Annotated in this window: 18 protein-coding genes; 10 read left to right on the top strand and 8 right to left on the bottom strand. The window is 57.8% G+C overall.

Translation table 11 applies throughout. The features are described from left to right. The 7 genes from ihfA (at position 1) to selO (ending at position 5,759) form a co-directional block, all read left to right on the top strand. A complete protein-coding gene (gene ihfA / locus QQF33_RS22930; RefSeq protein WP_003857805.1) occupies positions 1 to 300 on the top strand; it encodes an integration host factor subunit alpha in 300 nt (99 codons plus the stop codon). A 101-nt stretch (positions 301 to 401) separates the two neighbouring features. Next, positions 402 to 1,382 carry a vitamin B12 ABC transporter permease BtuC gene (btuC, locus tag QQF33_RS22925; protein WP_285150705.1) on the top strand — a complete coding sequence of 327 codons (981 nt, stop codon included), beginning with the start codon at positions 402 to 404 and terminating at the stop codon, positions 1,380 to 1,382. 35 nt (positions 1,383 to 1,417) lie between these two features. Then, a complete protein-coding gene (locus QQF33_RS22920) occupies positions 1,418 to 1,969 on the top strand; it encodes a glutathione peroxidase (RefSeq protein ID WP_282491989.1) in 552 nt (183 codons plus the stop codon). Next, on the top strand, positions 1,969 to 2,724 hold the full coding sequence (gene btuD, locus QQF33_RS22915; protein WP_285150704.1) for a vitamin B12 ABC transporter ATP-binding protein BtuD: 756 nt from the start codon (positions 1,969 to 1,971) through the stop codon (positions 2,722 to 2,724). The genes QQF33_RS22920 and btuD overlap by 1 nt, the downstream gene beginning before the upstream one ends. 74 nt (positions 2,725 to 2,798) lie before the next feature. Then, on the top strand, positions 2,799 to 3,263 hold the full coding sequence (locus QQF33_RS22910; RefSeq protein WP_282491987.1) for a C40 family peptidase: 465 nt from the start codon (positions 2,799 to 2,801) through the stop codon (positions 3,261 to 3,263). A gap of 278 nt (positions 3,264 to 3,541) precedes the next feature. Next, entirely contained in the window at positions 3,542 to 4,252 is a 711-nt protein-coding gene (locus QQF33_RS22905) for an EAL domain-containing protein (protein ID WP_282491986.1), read from the top strand. A 64-nt stretch (positions 4,253 to 4,316) separates the two neighbouring features. Then, positions 4,317 to 5,759, top strand: coding sequence for a protein adenylyltransferase SelO (gene selO / locus QQF33_RS22900; protein WP_285150703.1), 1,443 nt, complete (start codon positions 4,317 to 4,319; stop codon positions 5,757 to 5,759). Here the strand turns inward: selO and QQF33_RS22895 are convergent. The 8 genes from QQF33_RS22895 to ppsR form a co-directional block, all read right to left on the bottom strand. Then, the gene (locus tag QQF33_RS22895) at positions 5,756 to 6,535 is read right to left on the bottom strand and encodes a heme ABC transporter ATP-binding protein (protein ID WP_285150702.1); all 780 of its coding nucleotides are present in this window, start codon (positions 6,533 to 6,535) and stop codon (positions 5,756 to 5,758) included. The genes selO and QQF33_RS22895 overlap by 4 nt on opposite strands. Beyond that, positions 6,528 to 7,520, bottom strand: coding sequence for a FecCD family ABC transporter permease (locus tag QQF33_RS22890; RefSeq protein WP_285150701.1), 993 nt, complete (start codon positions 7,518 to 7,520; stop codon positions 6,528 to 6,530). Before QQF33_RS22890 ends, QQF33_RS22895 begins: the two co-directional genes overlap by 8 nt. Further along, entirely contained in the window at positions 7,520 to 8,341 is an 822-nt protein-coding gene (locus QQF33_RS22885; protein ID WP_285150700.1) for a heme/hemin ABC transporter substrate-binding protein, read from the bottom strand. Before QQF33_RS22885 ends, QQF33_RS22890 begins: the two co-directional genes overlap by 1 nt. Further along, positions 8,338 to 9,366: a hematinate-forming heme oxygenase ChuS gene (gene chuS / locus QQF33_RS22880; RefSeq protein WP_285158655.1), complete on the bottom strand. Its 1,029-nt coding sequence runs from the start codon at positions 9,364 to 9,366 to the stop codon at positions 8,338 to 8,340. Before chuS ends, QQF33_RS22885 begins: the two co-directional genes overlap by 4 nt. A gap of 47 nt (positions 9,367 to 9,413) precedes the next feature. Beyond that, positions 9,414 to 11,399: a TonB-dependent hemoglobin/transferrin/lactoferrin family receptor gene (locus tag QQF33_RS22875; RefSeq protein WP_285158654.1), complete on the bottom strand. Its 1,986-nt coding sequence runs from the start codon at positions 11,397 to 11,399 to the stop codon at positions 9,414 to 9,416. A 79-nt stretch (positions 11,400 to 11,478) separates the two neighbouring features. Next, a complete protein-coding gene (hemP, locus tag QQF33_RS22870) occupies positions 11,479 to 11,667 on the bottom strand; it encodes a hemin uptake protein HemP (RefSeq protein WP_282491979.1) in 189 nt (62 codons plus the stop codon). Between the two features lie 264 nt (positions 11,668 to 11,931). Further along, positions 11,932 to 12,978, bottom strand: a complete 1,047-nt coding sequence (gene aroH, locus QQF33_RS22865) for a 3-deoxy-7-phosphoheptulonate synthase AroH (RefSeq protein WP_282491977.1) — start codon at positions 12,976 to 12,978, stop codon at positions 11,932 to 11,934. Positions 12,979 to 13,128: 150 nt separating this feature from the next. After that, the gene (ppsR, locus tag QQF33_RS22860; RefSeq protein ID WP_282491976.1) at positions 13,129 to 13,962 is read right to left on the bottom strand and encodes a posphoenolpyruvate synthetase regulatory kinase/phosphorylase PpsR; all 834 of its coding nucleotides are present in this window, start codon (positions 13,960 to 13,962) and stop codon (positions 13,129 to 13,131) included. Positions 13,963 to 14,297: 335 nt separating this feature from the next. Between ppsR and ppsA the strand changes: the two genes are divergently transcribed. From ppsA to QQF33_RS22845, 3 genes are all read left to right on the top strand, one after another. Further along, a complete protein-coding gene (gene ppsA / locus QQF33_RS22855) occupies positions 14,298 to 16,676 on the top strand; it encodes a phosphoenolpyruvate synthase (protein WP_285158653.1) in 2,379 nt (792 codons plus the stop codon). A gap of 232 nt (positions 16,677 to 16,908) precedes the next feature. After that, positions 16,909 to 18,309: an MFS transporter gene (locus QQF33_RS22850; protein WP_285150697.1), complete on the top strand. Its 1,401-nt coding sequence runs from the start codon at positions 16,909 to 16,911 to the stop codon at positions 18,307 to 18,309. Between the two features lie 3 nt (positions 18,310 to 18,312). Next, positions 18,313 to 20,685 carry a glycoside hydrolase family 3 N-terminal domain-containing protein gene (locus tag QQF33_RS22845; RefSeq protein WP_285158652.1) on the top strand — a complete coding sequence of 791 codons (2,373 nt, stop codon included), beginning with the start codon at positions 18,313 to 18,315 and terminating at the stop codon, positions 20,683 to 20,685. The last annotated feature ends 160 nt before the right edge of the window (positions 20,686 to 20,845 follow it).

Below are 20,845 nucleotides of genomic sequence, written 5' to 3'. Positions count from 1 at the left end.
ATGGCGCTTACAAAAGCTGAAATGTCAGAATATCTGTTTGATAAGCTTGGGCTTAGCAAACGGGATGCCAAAGAGCTGGTAGAGCTGTTTTTCGAAGAGATCCGTCGTGCTCTGGAAAATGGTGAGCAGGTAAAACTCTCCGGTTTTGGCAATTTTGATTTGCGAGACAAAAACCAACGTCCGGGCCGTAACCCGAAGACGGGGGAAGATATTCCCATTACAGCCCGCCGCGTGGTGACCTTCAGACCCGGCCAGAAGTTAAAAAGCCGTGTCGAAAACGCAACGCCCAAAGCAGAGTAATATGAACTAACCCAAAAAGGCCGCAATCGCGGCCTTTTTTCTTTGCGCGAAGGCATACCCACCGTAAAATCAATATCATCGCCCACTTGAAAACAGAACCCATGCTTGATTTTGCCCGTCGACAACACCGCTCCGATCTGCGCTGGTTACTGGTGCTGTTGGCATTACTGACTGCCGTTTTTGCGCTGAGTTTGTGTGCCGGAGAGCAGTGGATCGGGCCAGAGCACTGGGCGAGCGAGCAGGGCAAACTGTTTGTCTGGCAAATCCGCCTGCCGCGTACGGTGGCCGTGGTTTTAGTCGGTGCGGCGCTGGCCCTGTGCGGCACTATCATGCAGGCATTGTTCGAAAATCCGCTGGCGGAGCCGGGGCTGCTTGGCGTCTCCAATGGCGCGGGCGTCGGCCTTATTGCCGCGTTAATGCTGGGCGGCGGAAGTCTTTCTGGCTGGAGCATCAGCCTCAGCGCCATCGCTGGCGCCCTCCTTATCACCGTCATTTTACTGCGTTTCGCCAGGCGGCATTTGTCAACCAGCCGTCTGCTGCTGGCCGGCGTCGCGCTGGGGATTATCTGCAGCGCGCTGATGACCTGGGCGGTGTACTTCTCCACGTCGTTCGATCTGCGCCAGCTGATGTACTGGATGATGGGCGGTTTTGGCGGCGTGGACTGGCGACAGGGCTGGCTGATGGCGCTTCTGATCCCGGCGATCCTGTGGGCCGCTTTTCAGGCGAAGCCGCTGAACATGCTGGCGCTGGGGGAGATCTCGGCCCGCCAGCTGGGCCTATCTATCGGCCTGTGGCGTAATGTGCTGGTGGTGGCTATCGGCTGGATGGTAGGCGTCAGCGTCGCCCTGGCCGGTGCTATCGGGTTTATTGGCCTGGTAATCCCCCATATGCTGCGTCTGGCGGGCATCACCAACCATCGCACCTTATTACCCGCCGCCGCTATCGCCGGTGCGGCGACGCTGCTGATTGCCGATATTATTGCCCGTCTGGCCATGAGCGCCGCCGAGCTGCCGATCGGGGTCGTGACCGCAACGCTGGGCGCGCCCGTATTTATCTGGCTACTATTAAAGGCCGGACGTTAGATCCGCCCAACCGCAAGACAATCTAAGGGGACGCTATGCAGTACGATATTCTGAATACCGACGTAACAACCATTGATGGCAAGCAAACCACGCTGGAAGACTACCGCGGCAAAGTGCTGCTGGTGGTTAACGTGGCCTCGAAATGTGGCCTGACGCCGCAGTACGAACAGCTGGAAAACATCCAGAAAGCCTGGGAGAAAGACGGATTGGTGGTCCTCGGATTCCCGTGCAACCAGTTCCTCGGCCAGGAGCCGGGCAGCGAAGACGAGATCAAAACGTTCTGCAGTACCACCTACGGCGTGACTTTCCCGATGTTCAGCAAAATCGACGTCAACGGTGACAACCGCCACCCGCTGTATGAAAAACTGGTGGCCGCAGCGCCAACCGCCGTCGCGCCGGAAGGCAGCGGCTTCTACGAGCGTATGGCGAGCAAAGGGCGCGCGCCGCTCTATCCTGACGATATTCTGTGGAACTTCGAAAAATTCCTGATTGGTCGCGATGGTCAGGTGGTGCAGCGTTTCTCTCCGGACATGACCCCGGAAGATCCGATCGTCATGGAGTCCATTAAGCTGGCGCTGGCGAAGTAATGAGTATGCTGTTGCAGCTGACAGGCGTGGCGGAAAAGGGCAGGCTGGAGCCGGTTAACGCCGAAGTCCGCGCGGGTGAAATTGTGCACCTCGTGGGCCCAAACGGTGCCGGGAAAAGCACGCTGCTGGCGCGGATGGCCGGAATAACGTCGGGCGAAGGCGAGATTATCCTGCACGGACACTCTCTGCATGAATGGTCGCCCGTCTCGCTGGCCCACCGCCGCAGCTATCTGGTGCAACAGCAAACGCCGCCTTTCGCCATGCCCGTCTGGCACTATCTGGCGCTGCATCAGCATGATAAAAGCCAAACCGCGCTTCTCGACGAGGTCACGGCTGTGCTGGGGCTGACTGATAAGCTCTCGCGCAATGTGAATCAGCTCTCCGGCGGAGAATGGCAGCGCGTACGGCTCGCCGCGGTGATACTGCAAATCCATCCGACTGGGAACCCGCACGGCTGCCTGCTGCTGCTGGATGAGCCGATGAGCAGCCTGGACGTCGCCCAACAGGCGGCTCTCGACAGACTGTTGAGTCAGCTTTCTGGTAAAGGGATTGCCATCGTGATGAGCAGCCATGACCTGAACCATACGCTGCGTCACGCGCATCGCGTATGGCTGCTGGCGCGCGGAAAGCTCCTTGCCAGCGGTCCGCGTGACAGCGTCCTGACGCCACCGCATCTTGCGAAAGCTTACGGTATGCCTTTCCGCCGTCTGGACATAGAAGGGCACAGAATGCTGATTTCTACCGCCCAGGAATAAGCGTTTCTTGCAAGGTAGCGTAATCACAGGCTAAATTACGGAAAGGACAAAAAAAGCAGAGGATTCGTCTGGAAATGCGCTTCTGGTTTCTGATCGTGGGCATGTTATTACTTGCAGGATGCAGCAGCCATCGTGCGCCACCCCCAAATCCGCGGTTATCGGATTCGATTACCGTGATTGCCAACCTGAACGAGCAGTTGCAAAACTGGCGCGGGACGCCTTATCGCTATGGCGGTATGAGCCGTGGCGGGGTGGATTGCTCGGGATTCGTGTTAATGACGATGCGCGATAAATTCGATCTGCAACTCCCGCGGGACACGCGCACGCAGGCGAAAATTGGCACGGAGATCGATAAAGACGATTTGCTGCCCGGCGACCTGGTATTCTTTAAAACCGGCTCAGGCGAAAGCGGCCTGCATGTTGGCATTTATGATACCGATAACCAGTTTATTCACGCCTCGACCAGTCGCGGTGTCATGAGATCTTCCCTGGATAATGTTTACTGGCGGAAGAACTTCTGGCAGGCCCGACGTATTTAGCCCCCATTTCTGCGATTCCGCGCGGTTTCTTAAGCCGTGCGGATAACTTACTGCTGTGTCCGATACATTAAGTAACATTAATTAATTTCTTTAAATCTCTGTTTTCGCTAAAACTGGATATTATCGGATAACCAGGATAAGATTATTTTTAGATTGAGGGATAAATCTTAAAAATAAAAGGAACGAATGAAATTAACTCTATTAAAATCAATAAAGTTGAATTGTTTTAGCTATTGCTCCAGGATGCACGTTATCTTCGTTACCGCGGGGCAGGCGCTATGATAGTCACCCTCAATAAACCCTGGCAATCTGAACTTTTATTACTCCCGGCGCGCAATAACGCAGGGGAGTTACGTGGTTTGGAAATTTTAACTAACTTTGTTGGTGTGGGTGCTGACGTCCGTATTCCCACCGAGCTGGTGGCTCCCCATCTCACCGAAGAAGAAGAGTTAACGCTGTTTAAAGAGAAACTCGATCTGCTGGATTCCTGTAAACTTTTTTTCGTTCAGCATCAGCTTATAGCATGGATAAATATTACCCCTGCGATAGGCGAGTTTCTTTTAAGTAACGGGAATGCCGCTGCAATATTAGATCGTTATCCGTTTCTTGAGTTTACTGTTAATGAGAACTATCCCGGTTTAATTAACGGTAAGGATGATCTCACGCTGGCAAGAATGGCGATCCACTTCCCGATGGTGCTGGCCGATTACGGTGCAGGCGCGGCGTCGAATAAAGCCGTTTTTGACGGCCTGTTTACCCGTGTGGCGCTGGACAAGGGCTTTATCCAGCAGCGCGTCGTGGAGTTCTCCTTCGAGCCCTTTATGCGGGCGATCCTCGCGCAAATCTCGCCTTATTGCCAGTCGGTGATGGTGGCGGGCGTGGACGACGAAGAGGTTCTGCGCCGCATGATGCCGTTTAGTTTCAGCGCCATGCAGGGCAATCTGTGGTCGGCGGTCACCGCCGAGCAGGTCACCACGCTGGTTCAGTGATAACCCTGATATTCGCCCGTGTTTAACCGCGGGTAAACCCTCTACACTACAGGCAGGAGGACTTATGACCCTGTCTTTTACTGCTCACTGGCACGATGAACTGCCAGGATTCTACACCGCACTCAATCCCACGCCGCTGACCAATGCCCGTCTGATTTGGCATAACGCCAGCCTGGCGAACGACTTAGGTGTTCCGCCTGAGCTATTCCAGCCTGAATCCGGCGCAGGCGTCTGGGGCGGCGAAACGCTGCTTCCCGGCATGCAGCCCCTGGCGCAGGTCTATAGCGGCCACCAGTTTGGCGTCTGGGCCGGACAGCTGGGCGACGGGCGCGGCATTCTGTTAGGCGAACAACAGCTCGCCAACGGTCAAACCCTCGACTGGCACCTGAAAGGAGCCGGTTTAACGCCGTATTCCCGCATGGGCGACGGACGCGCGGTGCTGCGCTCGACCATCCGTGAAAGTCTGGCCTCGGAAGCGATGCATGCGCTGGGTATCCCGACGACGCGCGCCTTATCCATCGTCACCAGCGATACCCAAATTGCCCGCGAGACCTACGAGCCGGGCGCGATGCTGATGCGTATCGCCCAAAGCCACGTGCGCTTCGGTCATTTCGAGCACTTTTACTATCGCCGCGAGCCGGAAAAAGTCCGCCAGCTGGCCGACTTTGTTATTCGCCATTACTGGCCGCAGTGGGCGGATGACGCGGACAAATACATCCTGTGGTTCCGGGATGTTGTCACCCGCACTGCGTCCCTTATGGCCTGCTGGCAAACCGTCGGTTTCGCCCACGGCGTAATGAATACCGATAACATGTCGATTCTGGGGCTGACCATCGATTACGGTCCTTACGGTTTTCTGGATGACTACCAGCCGGATGTGATCTGCAATCACTCGGATCACCAGGGGCGCTACAGCTTTGAAAATCAGCCGGCGGTCGGGCTGTGGAATTTGCAGCGCCTCGCGCAGTCTCTGTCGCCATTTATTGATGTTGACGCCCTGAACGATGCGCTGGATCGCTACCAGGAGGTCCTGATGCAAGAATACGGCAAGCTGATGCGCCGCAAGCTGGGGCTCACGACGCAAGAGAAGGGCGATAACGATATTCTGAATGCGCTGTTTGCGCTGATGGCAAGGGAAGGCAGCGACTACACCCGCACGTTCCGTATGCTTAGCCAGACCGAGCAGCTCAGTTCCGCTTCACCGCTGCGCGATGAGTTCATCGACAGGGCGGCATTTGACAACTGGTTCGTCACTTACCGCGAGCGTTTGCAGCGCGAAGAAATCACTGATGACGCCCGTCAGGCGCAGATGAAAGCCGTTAACCCGGTGATGGTTCTGCGCAACTGGCTGGCGCAGCGGGCGATTGAACAGGCCGAGCAGGGGGATTACGCAGAACTGCACCGTCTGCACGAGGCGTTGCGCACCCCATTTGCCGATCGCAGCGATGAGTATGTCAGCCGCCCACCGGACTGGGGCAAGCGGCTGGAAGTGAGCTGTTCAAGCTAAGGGGCAAGAAACACCTGCGGGGCGGCATTCGTCGGATGCTGACCCACCTGCACCTCGGCACCGTACCAGCGGGCCAAATCCTCGGCCCGCAGCACGCTTTCCGGCGATCCCTGCGACACAATTTTTCCTTCGTGCAACAACACAATCCGGTCTGCCCACAGGGCGGCCAGATTGAGATCGTGCAGCACCACGCAGACGTGCAGATTTCTCTGGGCGGTTAAGGATTTCATCAGTCGCAGCAGATGCTGCTGATGGTAGAGATCCAATGCCGACGTCGGTTCATCGAGAAACAGCCAGCCGCGCGGTGCGCCGTCACACCAGAGCTGCGCCAGCGCGCGGGCAAGCTGCACGCGCTGCTGTTCACCGCCCGACAGAGCTGCATATTTCCTTCCGGCCAGCGGCAGACAGCCGGTGAGTTGCATCACCTGCTGGATCACCGACGCTTCCGGCTGCTGAGTCCAGGGCGCGCGACCCATTCCGATCACCGCTTCAATCGGCCAGTCGAATCCCAGCTGGGTTTGCTGGCGCATCACCGCACGATGACGGGACAGCGTCTGCGTGCTCCAGGCGTCCAGCGGTTTTCCACCCAGCATGATGTGCCCGGCGCCGGGTTTCAGAAAGCCGGTCAGCAAGCGTAATAGCGTTGATTTCCCCGCGCCGTTAGGCCCGATCAGCGCCACCAGTTCGCCCTGATCCAGCGAAAGCGAGACATCGCGGATCACCGTTTTGTCTGCCGTGCCGTAGGTCAGGGCCTGGGCGCAAAATTGTTCAGCCATGCTCTCCTCCGCGACGGAAAATAAGCCACAGGAACCACGGCGCGCCCAGCAGACTGGTCAGCAGCCCGACCGGCATCTCCGCAGGGGCGACGACGGTTCGGGCAATGGTGTCGGCGATCAGCAGTAAAAACGCCCCCGCCAGCACTGAGCCTGGGATCACCGCGCGATGATCCGACCCCAGCCACATACGCATCAGGTGCGGAACCACCAGACCGATAAAGCCGATCACACCGCTGACGGCGACCGCCGAGGCGACCAGCAGCGCGCTACAGAGCAGCAAAATCCGCTGTACATTGCTGACATCGACGCCCAGGTAGTGCGCCTCTTCGTCGCCGAGCTGCAGCAGATTCAGCGCGCCCGCCAGACGCCAGATAATCAGCACCGTCGGGATCATCAGCGAAGTGACGGCCAGCAGCGTTGACCACTGGGCCGACCCCAGACTGCCCATACCCCAGAGCGACAGCTGACGCAACTGGGCATCATTGCTGACCCACGACAGCACGCCCACCGCCGCACCGCACAGGGCGTTGATGGCAATTCCCACCAGCAGCAGGCGCGACAAGGAGCTGTCACGCTGCTGGCTGAGCAGGAAAATCACCAGCGTCGCCGCCAGCGCGCCGAGAAACGCCGCCAGCATCGGGGCGTACAGCATCAGCAGGGCAGGTAGCGTAATGGGCAATACCACCCACAGCGCCACGGCGCAGGCCGCTCCGCTGCTGATCCCAAGCAGACCAGGGTCGGCGAGCGGATTACGAAACAGCCCCTGCATCACACAGCCCGCCAGCGCCAGCGACCCGCCAATCACCAGCGCCAGCAGCACACGCGGCAGGCGAATGGTGAACCAGATCTGACGCAGCGCTTCGTCGGTGCCGTTCCACAGCAGATTCACCGGCAGACGCAACGCGCCAAAACCGGTCGCCAGCAGCGTCATCAGCGCCAGGATTAACGCCAGCATCCACAGAGAGAGCGTGATCCGGCGAGGCATCAGGGCAGTTGCTCCGCTTTGTCGCGCAGCTGCTGAATGGCCTGCGGCGTGCGCACGCTAAAACCGAGCAGCGCCATATCGTCAATCTGCAACACCTGCTTATTCCTGCCCGCAGGAGTTTGCGCCAGACCTGGCAGCTTCCACAGATTTTCTTCCCCACCCATCGCGCTCACGCCGTCCTGCGAAATCACCACCAGATCGGGCTGGCTGGCAATCACACCTTCCTGCGAAAGCGGCTGGTAGCGGGCAAAGCCCTGCATCGCGTTGAGCAGCCCGGCGGCGCGGATCCCCGCATCCGCGCCGGTCTGCTGTCCGGCCGCCATGGCGGTCATTCCGCCGTGGTTGAGGATGAACAGCACCCGTTTATTGAGCGGCGTCGACGGCAGTGCCGCCAGCGCTTCACGCACGGATTTACGCAGGGCGTCGCCTTGCTCTGTGCGATGAGTCTCCCCGGCGATAACGCGGATCTTTTCGTCGATGACGCTGAGATCGTTGCTGCCCGGCACAGTCACCACCTTAACCTTGCTCTGCTCGACCTGTTTTAGCGCCAGCGACGGCTGGGCCTGCGCGCTTGCCAGCACCAGCGTCGGGCGCATCGCCAGAATCCCTTCGGCGTTCAGCTGACGCAGATAGCCGACATCCGGCAGGGCGGTGGCGGGCTTCGGCCACTGGCTGGTGCTGTCGCGCGCGACGAGAGACGACTCCGCGCCCAGAGCATAGACAATCTCCGTCACGTCTCCGCCCAGCGAGACAATTTTCTCCTGGGTCGCGGCATAGGCCGTCAGCGGCAGCGCGACAATCAGGGCAAGCAGTTTTCTCATGCGGCCAGCCCTTTTGGCGTCAGGGCGTCGATCTGTGCGCGCCACTGAGTCTGCTCCGGCTGGCCTTCGGTGCGCTGGCCGTAAAGCTGCGCAATCTGCGTACCGTCGGCGGCAAACAGCTCAAGGCTGGTGACATGGCCGTCGGCGGTCGGTTTACGCGTCACCCAGGTTTCGGCGATGGTCTCTTCCAGGAGATGCAGGGTAAAGGTCGGATTGAAGATGTTCAGCCAGCCTTTCATCGGCACCAGCTTTTTCACCGCGCCGGTGAAGATCTGCACGCAGCCGCGGTTGCCGACGAAGACCATGATCTCGTTCCCGTCCTGACGCGCGGTTTCCAGCAGTTGCGCCAGGGCGCTGTTGTCTACTTTGCAGGCCAGGTCGTCACCCACCAGGCGGAACGCCTGTTGACGACTCAGATTGTGGCGTTTCAGCAGGCTGAAGAACTGATGCACGTCGGTCATCGCGCGCCATTCGTTATCCACGGTTTTACCGTCAACGTCAGCGGCGTGAACTACCGCGTCGGCGGCTTTCAGATCCAGCGGCGGATTGTCGGCAAAGATAAAGCGGGTCAGCACATCGCCCCAGGCGGACAGATCCGTGTTGTCGGTGGTGTAGACCTTCAGCAGCGCATCGCCCTGATGGTCGAAGAACTGAATGCTCTGGCGCTCGCCGCGAGCGGTGGCTTCGCTGATGTGGAATACGCTGGCCCACTGGTTCAGGAACAGGCGTAGATCCAGCGCACCCGGGTTCAGCACCAGCCCGGCGTGGCCGTTCAGGTGTTGATTGGTAAAGGCACCGACCTGCTCATGCACCGCGTATTCGTTGCGGCAGATGCACTTGGTTTCGCCGACCGCTTCCAGCGCGCTCAGGATCTCACGGATCTCCCCGTGCAGACGCCAGGCGTCATGGCCCACGCGCGCGGAGGTCAGTTCGGCTTCGCTGATCGCCATCATCGCGGCGATGTCACGTGCGTATTTGCCAGGGTTTTGTTCTTTTAGCTCATTCCAGCGTGTGTAGTGATTCATTGTCTCTTCCTTCCAGATAAGCGCCCCGGCGAGCCGGGGCAAGGTGATTACCACTGATAACTGACGAAAATCTTGCCGTTGCGACCATCCTGCGGGATGCCCTGTGGGGACCAGTACTCTTTGTCGAAGGCGTTGCCGAGCACCAGAGTGGTGGTGACGCCCTTAAGCTGCTCCTGACCCTGATAGCTGACGTAGAAGTCATTGACCGCGTAGCCAGGCTGCTTGCTGTAGCTGCTGCTGATGTGGGTCGAACGATCGACGAAGGTGCCGATCCAGCCCACGGAGAAGCCGCTTTGCGCCACCGGGACGTTCAGTTTGCTGGTGACGGTGTCCGGGTTGATGCTGGAGATGTACTCCCCGGTGTCCGTGTCTTTTCCGCGGGTGCGGTTGTAGGCCATATCCAGGCTGAACAGGTCAGCGGAGTATTTCGCCATCACGTCCCAGCCCCAAATTTTGGCGTTGGGTACGTTATAGGACATGGTGGTCGCCGCCGCAAAGTCGACGGTGGTGGAGATGTAATCTTTCGCTTTGGTGTCGAAGTAGCTGGCTTTGAACTCCAGTTCATCGTTGGCAAGCATCAGATCGTCAAAGCGCAGACCGAAGCCATACTCCTGCGTTTCGTTGGTTTCCGGGCGCAGATTCGGGTTTGGCACCCAGTAGTTGGTGTAGAAATTGCCGATAGAGAAGTGTTTGGAATCGTTATACATCTCGCCCATCGTCGGGGCGCGGAACGCCTGCGCGTAGGAGCCGAACAGCATCAGCCAGTCGGCTGGCGTCACGGTCAGTCCCGCGCGGGAGGACCATTTGTCCGCATCCACATCTTCGTACCCGTCGCTGCTGCCGCGGTAGTTGTCATAGCGCGTCCCGCCCAGCAGGGTGACCGGCAGATCGCGCAGGGTGATTTCGTCCTGCAGCCAGCCGGAGCTGAAATCGATTTTCGCGTCCGGGAAACCAGTGGTTGAGCCGCCTGGATTCTGCTCCTGACGATAATATTCTCCGCCGTAGGTCAGCAGGTGAGAGGCGAAGGAGTCGGTGAACAGGCGCGTGCGGTTCTCCACTTTCCCGCCTTTGGTGGTCTGCTTGCGGAACTCGGCGGTGCGGTCGATGTTCTGGGCGTTAATCCGCGCTTCGGACCAGTACAGCTTAGTGCTGGCATTCAGCCAGTCGTTGCCTTCCGGCGCAATGTTGTAAGTGAGTTGGGCATCGCGCTGGATGGTGGAGCGATCCGTCATCGGGTTGCTGCTGTCACTCGCATCAATGGTCTGCGGGTTTTTCGGCTCCTGCGCGGCATTGTTGTAATAGCGCAGGGAACCGCCCAGGGTCTGGGCGCTGTCAATTTTCCAGCTGCCTTTCGCCAGCATGTTGTTGATAGATTCGTCGTTCGGCGCGGTGGTACCGTCGCTCTGACGTAAATCCCCGCGATCGCGGCTGGACCAGGCGACCAGGCCATCAAGCGTATCCGTACGACCAAAGGCGCTGGCCCCCATGCCAATGCTGTGATCGCCCGTCGCGCCGGTACCGAAGACGCGGAAGCCGCTGTTTTTCCCGGCATCAAGCAGATCTTTCGCATCCACCGTGTCATAAGAGATCACCCCGCCCAGCGCGCCGCTTCCGTACAGCAGGGCCGACGGGCCGCGCACCACTTCGATACGTTTGATCAGCGCCGGGTCAAGGAAGGTACTGTTCAGGTGGCCGGTGTCGGTGCCCTGGCGAACGCCGTCCACCAGCACCAGCACGCCGCGGCGATCGTAACCGCGCAGATTCACGTCCTGACCGTTGGTGCGTCCGGTGCCGTCCAGGGTAATGCCCGGCACGTTGCGCAGCAGATCGGCGGCAGAGCTGGCGGTCTGTTTGTCAGGGGAGGTCGCGTCGATCACGCTGACCATCATCGGGGCTTCAAAGGCGCTGCGGGCGTTACCCGTGGCGGTGACGGTCATCTCTTCTGAGGCGGCAAACGCAGCGCCCGGAAGGGCACTGACCACGGCCAGCGCCAGCAGCGATGGACGCAAAGACGCGGAATGCAGGTATGGCATAGCAACTCTCCATTTGGAAATCGAAAGCGCTGGCTGCCTGGGGATCACCTGGGTGGCTGGCGAAATTTATGGGTTTTGTTTATTTAGTGAGAATCAGTTTTCCGGCATGGGTCTGGCGCAGCAGATACAGCTGGCCGTCATGCTCAATGATGACCCGCCCCTCATCGCCCAGCAGCGTTTTGCTGTCAATGCGACGTTCAATGGGAGCAGGTTTTGGCTGTGTGCGGTCTTGTTCGAGCGTTGCCGTGCTGTTATTGATGCGTGACATAGTGTTTAAAAATAACAATCAATGTAACAATGATAATCATTATCAACAAAGTGAAATTTTACGGCAAGCGTTTTTGTGAAAAATTTGTGACGGGATCAATTTCCGTGATTTTTCAGAAGGTTTTGTAGGTCGGGTAAGCGAAGCGCCACCCGACGCAGGCGGCAAGATTTTGTAGGTCGGGTAAGCGAAGCGCCACCCGACGCAGTGGGCAGGATTTTGTAGGTCGGGTAAGCGCAGCGCCACCCGACATAAGGGGGCAGGATATTAGAACCGGGTTCCCACCGCCGCCGCCAGTTTCTCCAGCAGCAACTCGCTATCTTCCCAGCTCAGACACGGATCGGTAATCGACTGACCATAGGCAATCGGCTGACCGGCCACCACTTTCTGCGTCCCCTCTTTCAGGAAGCTCTCCGCCATAATCCCGGCCACCGCCGTCGACCCGCTGCGGATCTGCTGGCAAATCTCATCGCACACGTCCAACTGACGGCGATGCTGCTTCTGGCAGTTGCCGTGGCTAAAGTCCACCACCAGATGCTCCGGCAGATCAAACTCGTGGAGCGTATCGCACGCCGCCGCGATATCTTCCGCATGGTAGTTCGGTTTTTTCCCGCCGCGCATAATGATATGCCCGTAAGGGTTGCCGCTGGTCTGGTAGATGGTCATCTGGCCGTTTTTATCCGGCGAGAGGAACATATGGCTGGCGCGCGAGGCGCGAATCGCGTCCACCGCGATATGGGTATTCCCGTCGGTGCCATTCTTAAAGCCCACCGGGCAGGAGAGTGCTGAAGCCATCTCGCGGTGGATCTGGCTCTCCGTGGTCCGCGCCCCGATAGCGCCCCAGCTAATCAGATCGGCGATAAACTGTCCGGTCACCATATCGAGAAACTCGGTGGCAGTCGGCACACCCAGCTCATTCACCTGCAGGAGCAGTTTGCGTGCCAGCTCGATACCGTGGTTCACGCGGTAGCTGCCGTTCAGGTCCGGATCGGAGATCAGTCCTTTCCAGCCCACCACGGTGCGTGGTTTTTCAAAGTAGGTGCGCATCACGATTTCAAGGCGATCCTGGTGCTTATCGCGCAGCACTTTCAGGCGCTGGGCATAATCCATCGCCGCGTCCAGATCGTGAATCGAGCAGGGGCCAATAATCACCAGTAAACGGCGATCTTCACCGTTGAGGATTTTTTCAATACGTCGACGTGACGCTGTCACGTGTTCCGCAACGCTTGCGGAGACAGGGTGGCGCTGCGCCAGTTCGGCGGGGGTCACCAGACTTTCGATACGCGCTGTGCGAAGTTCGTCAGTTTTGTTCATGGGAGTTCTCAGAAATTTTTGCTTCATCGGCAGACTACCGGAAGTGATGGGCATCACCTTAAACCAATCCCTGCTGAATTCAAGTTCGGGGCCTATTGACCCCGAGAGTGAACGCGATGATAACCGAAAATAAACCATCGTACTAGCATATTAGTACATGCGGCGATTCAGTCCCATGATGTCGAGGATTTTGGTGGCGATCTCTTCCACCGAATAGTTGGTGCTGTTCAGCCACGGGATCTGGTTTTTACGGTACAGGGCTTCCACTTCGGAGACTTCCATGCGGCACTGACGCATCGAGGCGTAGCGGCTGTTTTCGCGACGCTCCTCGCGGATCGCAGCCAGTCGCTCCGGGTTAATCGTCAGGCCGAACAGCTTATGTTGCAGGGGCTTCAGCGCCGCGGGCAGCACGAGGTTATCCATATCATCGGCAATAAACGGGTAGTTTGCGGCGCGGATACCAAACTGCAAGGCCAGATAGAGGCTGGTCGGCGTTTTGCCGCAGCGCGACACGCCGAGCAAAATCACCTGCGCCTGATCGAGATTGCGCATCGAGATGCCGTCGTCGTGGGCGAGGGTGTAATCGATGGCGGCGATACGGGCGTCATATTTCACCAGGTTGCCAGGGTTCAGACCGTGGGTGCGGTGGGCGACAGGCGTCGGATCGAGCTTCAGTTCGCTTTGCAGCGGGGCCACCAGCGCCTGGACGATATCCTGACAGAAACCTTCGCTTTGCAGAATAATGGTGCGAATTTCGGGGATCACGATGGAATAAAAGACTAACGGGCGAATCCCGGTTTGCTGAAAAATCGCATCAATCTGCTCTTTCACCGCTTTTGCCCGGCTCTCGTTTTCGACAAACGGCAGGGTGATGCTGTTTATCGCAACCGGGAATTGCGACATCACCGCATGCCCCAGCACCTCGGCGGTGATTGCCGTCCCATCAGAAATATAAAAAACGTGGCGATCCACAGCATTATCCATTTTATCCACCCTGAATATCGTACCTAATTGTCTGAAAGCATAAATTAAAAAAGTAAAATACACAGCAAAGAACTTGTCTGATTTATAAATGAAACGGTGTTTTTGATTTTACTGAAAAGTGGATTTCATTTTTAAATTAGTCACTTTGTTTTAAGGGTTTTTGTACGAATCCATAGGAATCATCGGGTTAGCGCTTGATGGGAAAGTGTCCGAAAAACAGAAAAATAAAAGTGCTTACACGATTCACCGTTTTTTTGCCGGGAATAAATATGCCAGTATAAATACGAAGTCAGGCGTTACTTACTCCGTTTAAATATCACAAAAGGATTGTTTCGATGTCCAACAATGGCTCGTCACCGCTGGTGCTTTGGTATAACCAACTCGGCATGAATGATGTAGACAGAGTTGGAGGCAAAAATGCCTCCCTGGGTGAAATGATTACAAATCTGTCGGGTATGGGTGTTTCCGTACCGAACGGGTTTGCCACAACTGCCGACGCGTTTAACTATTTTTTAGACCAGAGCGGTGTTAACCAGCGCATTTACGACCTGCTGGACCAAACGGATATTGATGATGTGACCGCGCTTGCAAAAGCCGGGGCGCAAATCCGCCAGTGGATCATCGACACACCTTTCCAGCCGGAGCTGGAAAAAGCCATTCACGATGCATACAACCAACTCTCTGCGGACGACGCGCAGGCCTCGTTCGCCGTGCGTTCCTCTGCCACCGCAGAAGACATGCCGGACGCTTCCTTTGCCGGTCAGCAGGAAACTTTCCTGAACGTTCAGGGTTACGACGCGGTGCTGGTGGCGGTGAAGCATGTGTTTGCTTCCTTGTTCAACGACCGTGCGATCTCCTACCGCGTGCATCAGGGTTATGACCACCGCGGCGTGGCGCTCTCGGCGGGCGTGCAGCGTATGGTCCGCTCCGACATCGGCTCCTCCGGCGTGATGTTCTCCATCGATACCGAATCCGGTTTCGACCAGGTGGTGTTTATCACTTCCGCCTGGGGTCTGGGCGAAATGGTGGTGCAGGGCGCGGTCAACCCTGACGAATTCTACGTCCACAAACCGACGCTGGCGGCCAACCGTCCGTCGATTGTGCGTCGCACCATGGGCTCTAAAAAAATCCGCATGATTTACGCCCCGAGCCAGGAGCATGGCAAGCAGGTGAAAATCGAGGACGTGCCGCAGGAGCAGCGCGACCGCTTCTCCCTGACCGACGCCGAAGTGCAGGAGCTGGCGAAACAGGCCGTGCAGATTGAAAAACACTACGCGCGTCCGATGGATATCGAATGGGCGAAAGACGGCCACACGGGCAAACTGTTTATCGTGCAGGCTCGCCCGGAAACCGTGCGTTCCCGCGGCCAGGTGATGGAGCGTTACACGCTGCACGCTCAGGGCAAAATTGTCGCAGAAGGTCGTGCCATCGGTCACCGCATTGGTGCCGGTCCGGTCAAAGTCATTCACGACATCAGCGAGATGAACCGCATTCAGCCCGGCGACGTGCTGGTCACCGACATGACCGACCCGGACTGGGAACCGATCATGAAGAAAGCGGCGGCGATCGTCACCAACCGCGGCGGGCGTACCTGTCACGCGGCGATTATCGCCCGCGAGCTGGGTATTCCGGCAGTGGTCGGCTGCGGTGACTCGACCGAGCGCATGAAAGACGATGAGAAAGTCACCGTCTCCTGTGCCGAAGGCGACACCGGCTACGTCTACGCCGATATCCTTGATTTCAGCGTGAAAAGCTCCAGCGTCGATACCATGCCGGACCTGCCGCTGAAGATCATGATGAACGTCGGGAACCCGGATCGCGCCTTTGATTTCGCCTGTCTGCCGAACGAAGGCGTGGGCCTGGCGCGTCTGGAATTCATCATCAACCGTATGATCGGCGTGCACCCGCGCGCGCTGCTGGAGTTTGACGACCAGACTCCACAATTGCAGAACGAAATCCGCGAGATGATGAAAGGCTACGACTCGCCGAAAGAGTTTTACGTCGGACGTCTGACGGAAGGGATTGCGACTCTGGGCGCGGCGTTCTACCCGAAACGCGTGATCGTGCGTCTGTCGGACTTCAAGTCCAACGAATACGCCAACCTGGTGGGCGGCGAGCGCTACGAGCCGGAAGAAGAGAACCCAATGCTCGGCTTCCGTGGGGCCGGCCGCTATGTGGCGGACAGCTTCCGCGACTGCTTCGCTCTCGAATGTGACGCGGTGAAACGCGTGCGCAACGAGATGGGTCTGACCAACGTCGAAATCATGATCCCGTTCGTGCGTACCGTGGATCAGGCGAAAGCGGTGGTGGAAGAGCTGGCCCGTCAGGGTCTGAAGCGCGGCGAGAATGGGCTGAAGATCATCATGATGTGCGAAATCCCGTCCAACGCCTTGCTGGCCGAACAGTTCCTGGAACACTTCGACGGCTTCTCTATCGGTTCCAACGATATGACGCAGCTCACGCTGGGTCTGGACCGCGACTCCGGCGTTGTCTCCGAGCTGTTCGATGAACGTAACGAAGCGGTGAAAGCACTGCTGTCGATGTCCATCCGCGCGGCGAAGAAACAGGGTAAATACGTCGGGATTTGTGGTCAGGGTCCGTCCGATCACGAAGACTTTGCCGCCTGGCTGATGGAAGAGGGGATCGACAGTCTGTCCCTGAACCCGGACACCGTGGTGCAAACCTGGCTGAGCCTGGCAGAACTGAATAAGTAAGATTGTCCTCGCCGTCCCTTTTATTCCCCAAAAGGGACGGCAATAAACTATTCCCCCCCCAGTATGCTCCCCGTCACACTTAGCGCAATTAACCAAATATCGTAATCAGTCTGTTAATTTCTACAATTGTTAGCGAGCAAAGCGCTGCTAATAATTGAGCCTTACTGCGCATTACCCTACATCTTGCGCACTGGTTGAAATACGTTTTAACCTGATAAAAGGCAATTAAAAAATGACGATCTCCTCTGTATTACGTACGAAAGATAAAATAGGTTACGGACTCGGCGATATGGCAAGCGCTCTGGTCTGGCAAACCGCCACCTTATTTCTGGCCTATTTCTATACGGATGTATTTGGTTTGCCTGCGGCGATCATGGGCACCATGTTTTTGGTGGTGCGCGTGGTGGATGCTTTTGTCGATCCGTGCATTGGCGCGCTGGTGGATCGCACCCAGACGCGGCACGGACGTTTTCGACCCTGGCTGCTGTGGTTCGCCATTCCTTTTGGCGTGAGCTGCCTGATCACATTTTACGTGCCGGATGTCGGCCCGACGGCAAAAATTGCCTACGCCTGCGTGACTTACACGCTGCTGAGCCTGATCTATTCTGCAATTAATGTTCCTTACTGCGCTATGCCGGGCGCCCTGACGATGGATCCGCGCGAGCGCCACTCCCTGCAGTCCTGGCGCTTTGGTTTGTCGTTCATTGGCGGCCTGATTGTCACGGTCATCGCCCTGCCGCTGGTCTCCCATTTAGGTCAGGGCAACGTGCAGAAAGGCTATTTCTATGCCATGAGTCTGATGGGCCTGTTAGGCATCATCTTATTCTTCATTTGCTTCTTTATGACCCGTGAGCGTTATTCTCCGCGCAATGACACCTCCGGCTCGATGCTCACGGATTTAAAATTGTTGGCCGGTAACAGCCAATGGCGCATTGTTTTTGTGTTTAATATTTTACTCCTGACGGCGGTCGTGACGCGCGGCTCCGCCACCATGTATTACGTCAATTATGTGTTGTTACGTCCGGATCTCGTTTTTGCCTTTATCGTCTCCGGAATGGTGGCCTCCTTAAGCGGTGCCTTATTATCCGAAAGGTTATTGGGGAAATTTGACCGCGTGCGGGCCTATCAGTGGACGATTATTTCGTTTGTTATTTTTGGTGCGCTGATTTTCTTCCTGCCGCCGACGCAAATCTGGCTGATCTTCGGCCTGAATATCGTCTTTAGCTTTATCCAGAACCTCACCACGCCGCTGCAATGGACGATGTTCTCCGACGTGGTGGACTACGAAGAGCACCGCAGCGGCCGCCGTCTGGACGGGCTGGTCTTTTCCACGGCGCTGTTTGCCATTAAGTTCGGCCTCGCCCTTGGCGGCGCGGTGGTCGGCTGGGTGCTGGGGATGATGCACTACATCCCAGGGCAGGAGATGCAAAGCCCGCAGGTGCTTACCACCATTAACGCGCTGTTCACCCTCATTCCGTGCGTGCTGTTTATCGCCATGGTCGTGCTGCTCTCGATTTACAAACTCAACAGCCGCCTGGTGGATTCCATCGCACGAGAGCTCGCCAGCAAGCGCGAAGCTCGTACTGAAGCGGGGCAGACCAGCCCGGCATTTCATTCCGCTACACAGGAGTAAAACATGACTGCCATCTACAAGGATGCGGGATATCCCGTGCAGGATCGTGTCGCCGATTTACTGGCGCGTATGACCCCGGAAGAGAAATTCGCGCAAATGCACGCGTACTGGCTGATTCTGGATGAGAACGGGAACCATCGGGAACGCAGCGACCTCAGCGACGAGTTCGCAGGCGTGAGTGAACAGGCCGCGTTAAGCGAACGACTTAAACTCGGCGTCGGGCAGATCTCCCGCCCGTTAGGGACACATATCGTTGATGCCCACACCGGCGTGCGCGCCGCGAACCGTCTGCAGCGGATGATGATCGAGGAGACTCGCCTCGGTATCCCGGCGCTGTTCCATGAGGAGTGTCTGGTGGGCCTGCTGTGCAAAGACGCGACGCTCTTCCCGTCGTCCCTGAACTACGGTTCGACCTGGGACCCGGAGCTGGTAAAACGCGCGGCGCAGCAGATTGGTCATGAGGCGCGTTCGGTGGGCTGTCAGCAGGGGCTGGCCCCGGTGCTGGATGTGTCGCGCGATGTGCGCTGGGGGCGCACCGAAGAGACCTTTGGCGAAGATCCCTGGCTGGTGGGCGTGATGGCGACGGCCTATGTCGAAGGACTGCAGGGCGAAAAACGCGATTTGCTGGCGACCCTTAAACATTACGTCGGCCACTCGTTTAGCGAAGGGGCGCGCAACCATGCCCCGGTGCATCTCGGTTTCTGCGAGCTGAATGACACCTTCCTGTTGCCATTTGAGATGGCGGTAAAACTGGCCAACGCCGGGTCGGTGATGCCGGCTTATCATGATATCGACAATCAGCCTGGCCACAGTGACAGCTTTTTGCTGACCACCGTTCTGCGCGAACAGTGGGGCTTCGACGGGATTGTGGTGGCCGACTACGGCGGCGTCAGCCTGCTACATCAGCATCACGGCATTTCTCACGACGCCGCCGAGTCCGCTGCACTGGCCTTCAACGCCGGGCTGGACGTGGAGCTGCCGAAAGATGACTGCGCCCGCCATCTCGCAGAGGCGGTCGAACGCGGACTGATTTCGATGGAGAAGATCGATGAAATTGTCTCGCGCGTGCTCAGCGAAAAATTCCGCTTAGGCTTGTTTGAGTGTCCGTATGTGCCAGAAGAGAATATCGATCTGCAGAATGCGCAAACCCGGCAGGTGGCGCGTGAGGTCGCGACCCGCTCGCTGACGCTGCTGGAAAACAACGGCGTGCTGCCGATATCCGGCAAACCGCGCGTGGCGGTCGTCGGGCCGACCGCTGACGATCCGCTGGCGCTGCTGAGCGGCTACAGCTTCCCGGTGCATCTGATCATCAGCGATATGGTGGAAGAGACCTCGCAGGTGACGACGCCGCTTGCCGCCCTGAAAAATTATCTCGGCGATGCTCAGGTTCGCTACGCCAAAGGCTGCCACATCATTCAGCGCCGCATGGCGGGCGCGCCGGTCTTCCCTGGTGACAGCGGCGGCAAACCGATGCAGCAATCACCGGTCTCATTCGATACCAGCCTGATCCCGCAGGCGGTGAGAGCCGCGCAGGAGAGCGACATCGTGGTCGCCTGCGTAGGCGATCTGGCCGGATTATTCCAGAGCGGCACCGTCGGTGAAGGCTCCGACACCGACAGCCTGAACCTGCCCGGTGTGCAGCAGCAACTGCTGGAAGCATTAGTGGAAACCGGTAAACCGGTGGTGGTGGTCATGACCGGCGGGCGTCCTTATAACCTGCAAGGTCTGGAAGATAAGGTCGCGGCCCTGCTGCTGGCCTGGGCTCCAGGGCAGGAGGGCGGTTGGGCGATTGCCGACGTGCTGACCGGACGCGCGGAACCCCAGGGCCGACTGGTGGTGAGCGTCCCGAAAAGCGCGGGCGCGATGCCGTATTACTACAACCACAAGCTGAAAAGCGGCGGTACGCCGTTCGCCTTCCACTTTGGTTCGCGCTATCCCTTCGGTTTTGGCCTCGGCTGGACGCAATTCTCTTGCGAATCAGTGTGCTTAGCGGAAACCTCTGTCCCGGTGGATGGGGAAGTGACCCTGAGCGTGAAAGTCAAAAACAGCGGCGAATGCAGCGGCAGCGAAGTGGTGCAGGTCTACGTGCGCGATAAAGTCGCCTCCATGGTGCGCCCGTTGCAGGAGCTTAAAGCCTTCCAGCGCGTCACCCTGTCGCCAAATGAGAGCGCGACGCTCACCTTCCGCCTGCCGGTGGATATGTTCAACTTTACCCGTCGCGACGGCAAAAGAGTGGTCGAGCCGGGCGAGTATGAACTGCAGGTCGGTTTATCGTCGGCGGATATCCGCGGGGCAGTGACGGTGAACGTGACCGGGGAAACGCGGGTTCTGCCGGGGGAGTGGCGGATGATGAGTGGGTGTGAGGTTAGGTCGTAAGGTCGTGAGAATATGCCCGGCGGTGAAATGCGGTGGACTGCACCCCAAAAGTTGGACACCCAACTGATTAAGGTGCAGTTTTTTATGGCAAAGCCAAAATATTCCCTCGAAACCAGATTAGCTGTCGTCAATCACTACCTTGCCGGAAAAGATGGAACAC

Origin of the sequence: Lelliottia wanjuensis (genome assembly GCF_030238365.1) — a bacterium.
Classification (GTDB): Bacteria; Pseudomonadota; Gammaproteobacteria; order Enterobacterales; family Enterobacteriaceae; genus Enterobacter; species Enterobacter wanjuensis.
The sequence above is the reverse complement of the archived record's forward strand: the minus strand, read 5'-3'. Positions and strand labels throughout refer to the sequence as shown.

Coding starts and splice junctions, on each gene's coding strand:
- hemP (WP_282491979.1), bottom strand. CDS start 11,667: ATGTCACGCATCAATAACAGCACGGCAACGCTCGAACAAGACCGCACA.
- btuD (WP_285150704.1), top strand. CDS start 1,969: ATGAGTATGCTGTTGCAGCTGACAGGCGTGGCGGAAAAGGGCAGGCTG.
- QQF33_RS22850 (WP_285150697.1), top strand. CDS start 16,909: ATGACGATCTCCTCTGTATTACGTACGAAAGATAAAATAGGTTACGGA.
- QQF33_RS22910 (WP_282491987.1), top strand. CDS start 2,799: ATGCGCTTCTGGTTTCTGATCGTGGGCATGTTATTACTTGCAGGATGC.
- ihfA (WP_003857805.1), top strand. CDS start 1: ATGGCGCTTACAAAAGCTGAAATGTCAGAATATCTGTTTGATAAGCTT.
- ppsA (WP_285158653.1), top strand. CDS start 14,298: ATGTCCAACAATGGCTCGTCACCGCTGGTGCTTTGGTATAACCAACTC.
- QQF33_RS22885 (WP_285150700.1), bottom strand. CDS start 8,341: ATGAGAAAACTGCTTGCCCTGATTGTCGCGCTGCCGCTGACGGCCTAT.
- QQF33_RS22905 (WP_282491986.1), top strand. CDS start 3,542: ATGATAGTCACCCTCAATAAACCCTGGCAATCTGAACTTTTATTACTC.
- selO (WP_285150703.1), top strand. CDS start 4,317: ATGACCCTGTCTTTTACTGCTCACTGGCACGATGAACTGCCAGGATTC.
- btuC (WP_285150705.1), top strand. CDS start 402: ATGCTTGATTTTGCCCGTCGACAACACCGCTCCGATCTGCGCTGGTTA.
- chuS (WP_285158655.1), bottom strand. CDS start 9,366: ATGAATCACTACACACGCTGGAATGAGCTAAAAGAACAAAACCCTGGC.
- aroH (WP_282491977.1), bottom strand. CDS start 12,978: ATGAACAAAACTGACGAACTTCGCACAGCGCGTATCGAAAGTCTGGTG.
- QQF33_RS22895 (WP_285150702.1), bottom strand. CDS start 6,535: ATGGCTGAACAATTTTGCGCCCAGGCCCTGACCTACGGCACGGCAGAC.
- QQF33_RS22875 (WP_285158654.1), bottom strand. CDS start 11,399: ATGCCATACCTGCATTCCGCGTCTTTGCGTCCATCGCTGCTGGCGCTG.
- QQF33_RS22890 (WP_285150701.1), bottom strand. CDS start 7,520: ATGCCTCGCCGGATCACGCTCTCTCTGTGGATGCTGGCGTTAATCCTG.
- QQF33_RS22920 (WP_282491989.1), top strand. CDS start 1,418: ATGCAGTACGATATTCTGAATACCGACGTAACAACCATTGATGGCAAG.
- ppsR (WP_282491976.1), bottom strand. CDS start 13,962: ATGGATAATGCTGTGGATCGCCACGTTTTTTATATTTCTGATGGGACG.
- QQF33_RS22845 (WP_285158652.1), top strand. CDS start 18,313: ATGACTGCCATCTACAAGGATGCGGGATATCCCGTGCAGGATCGTGTC.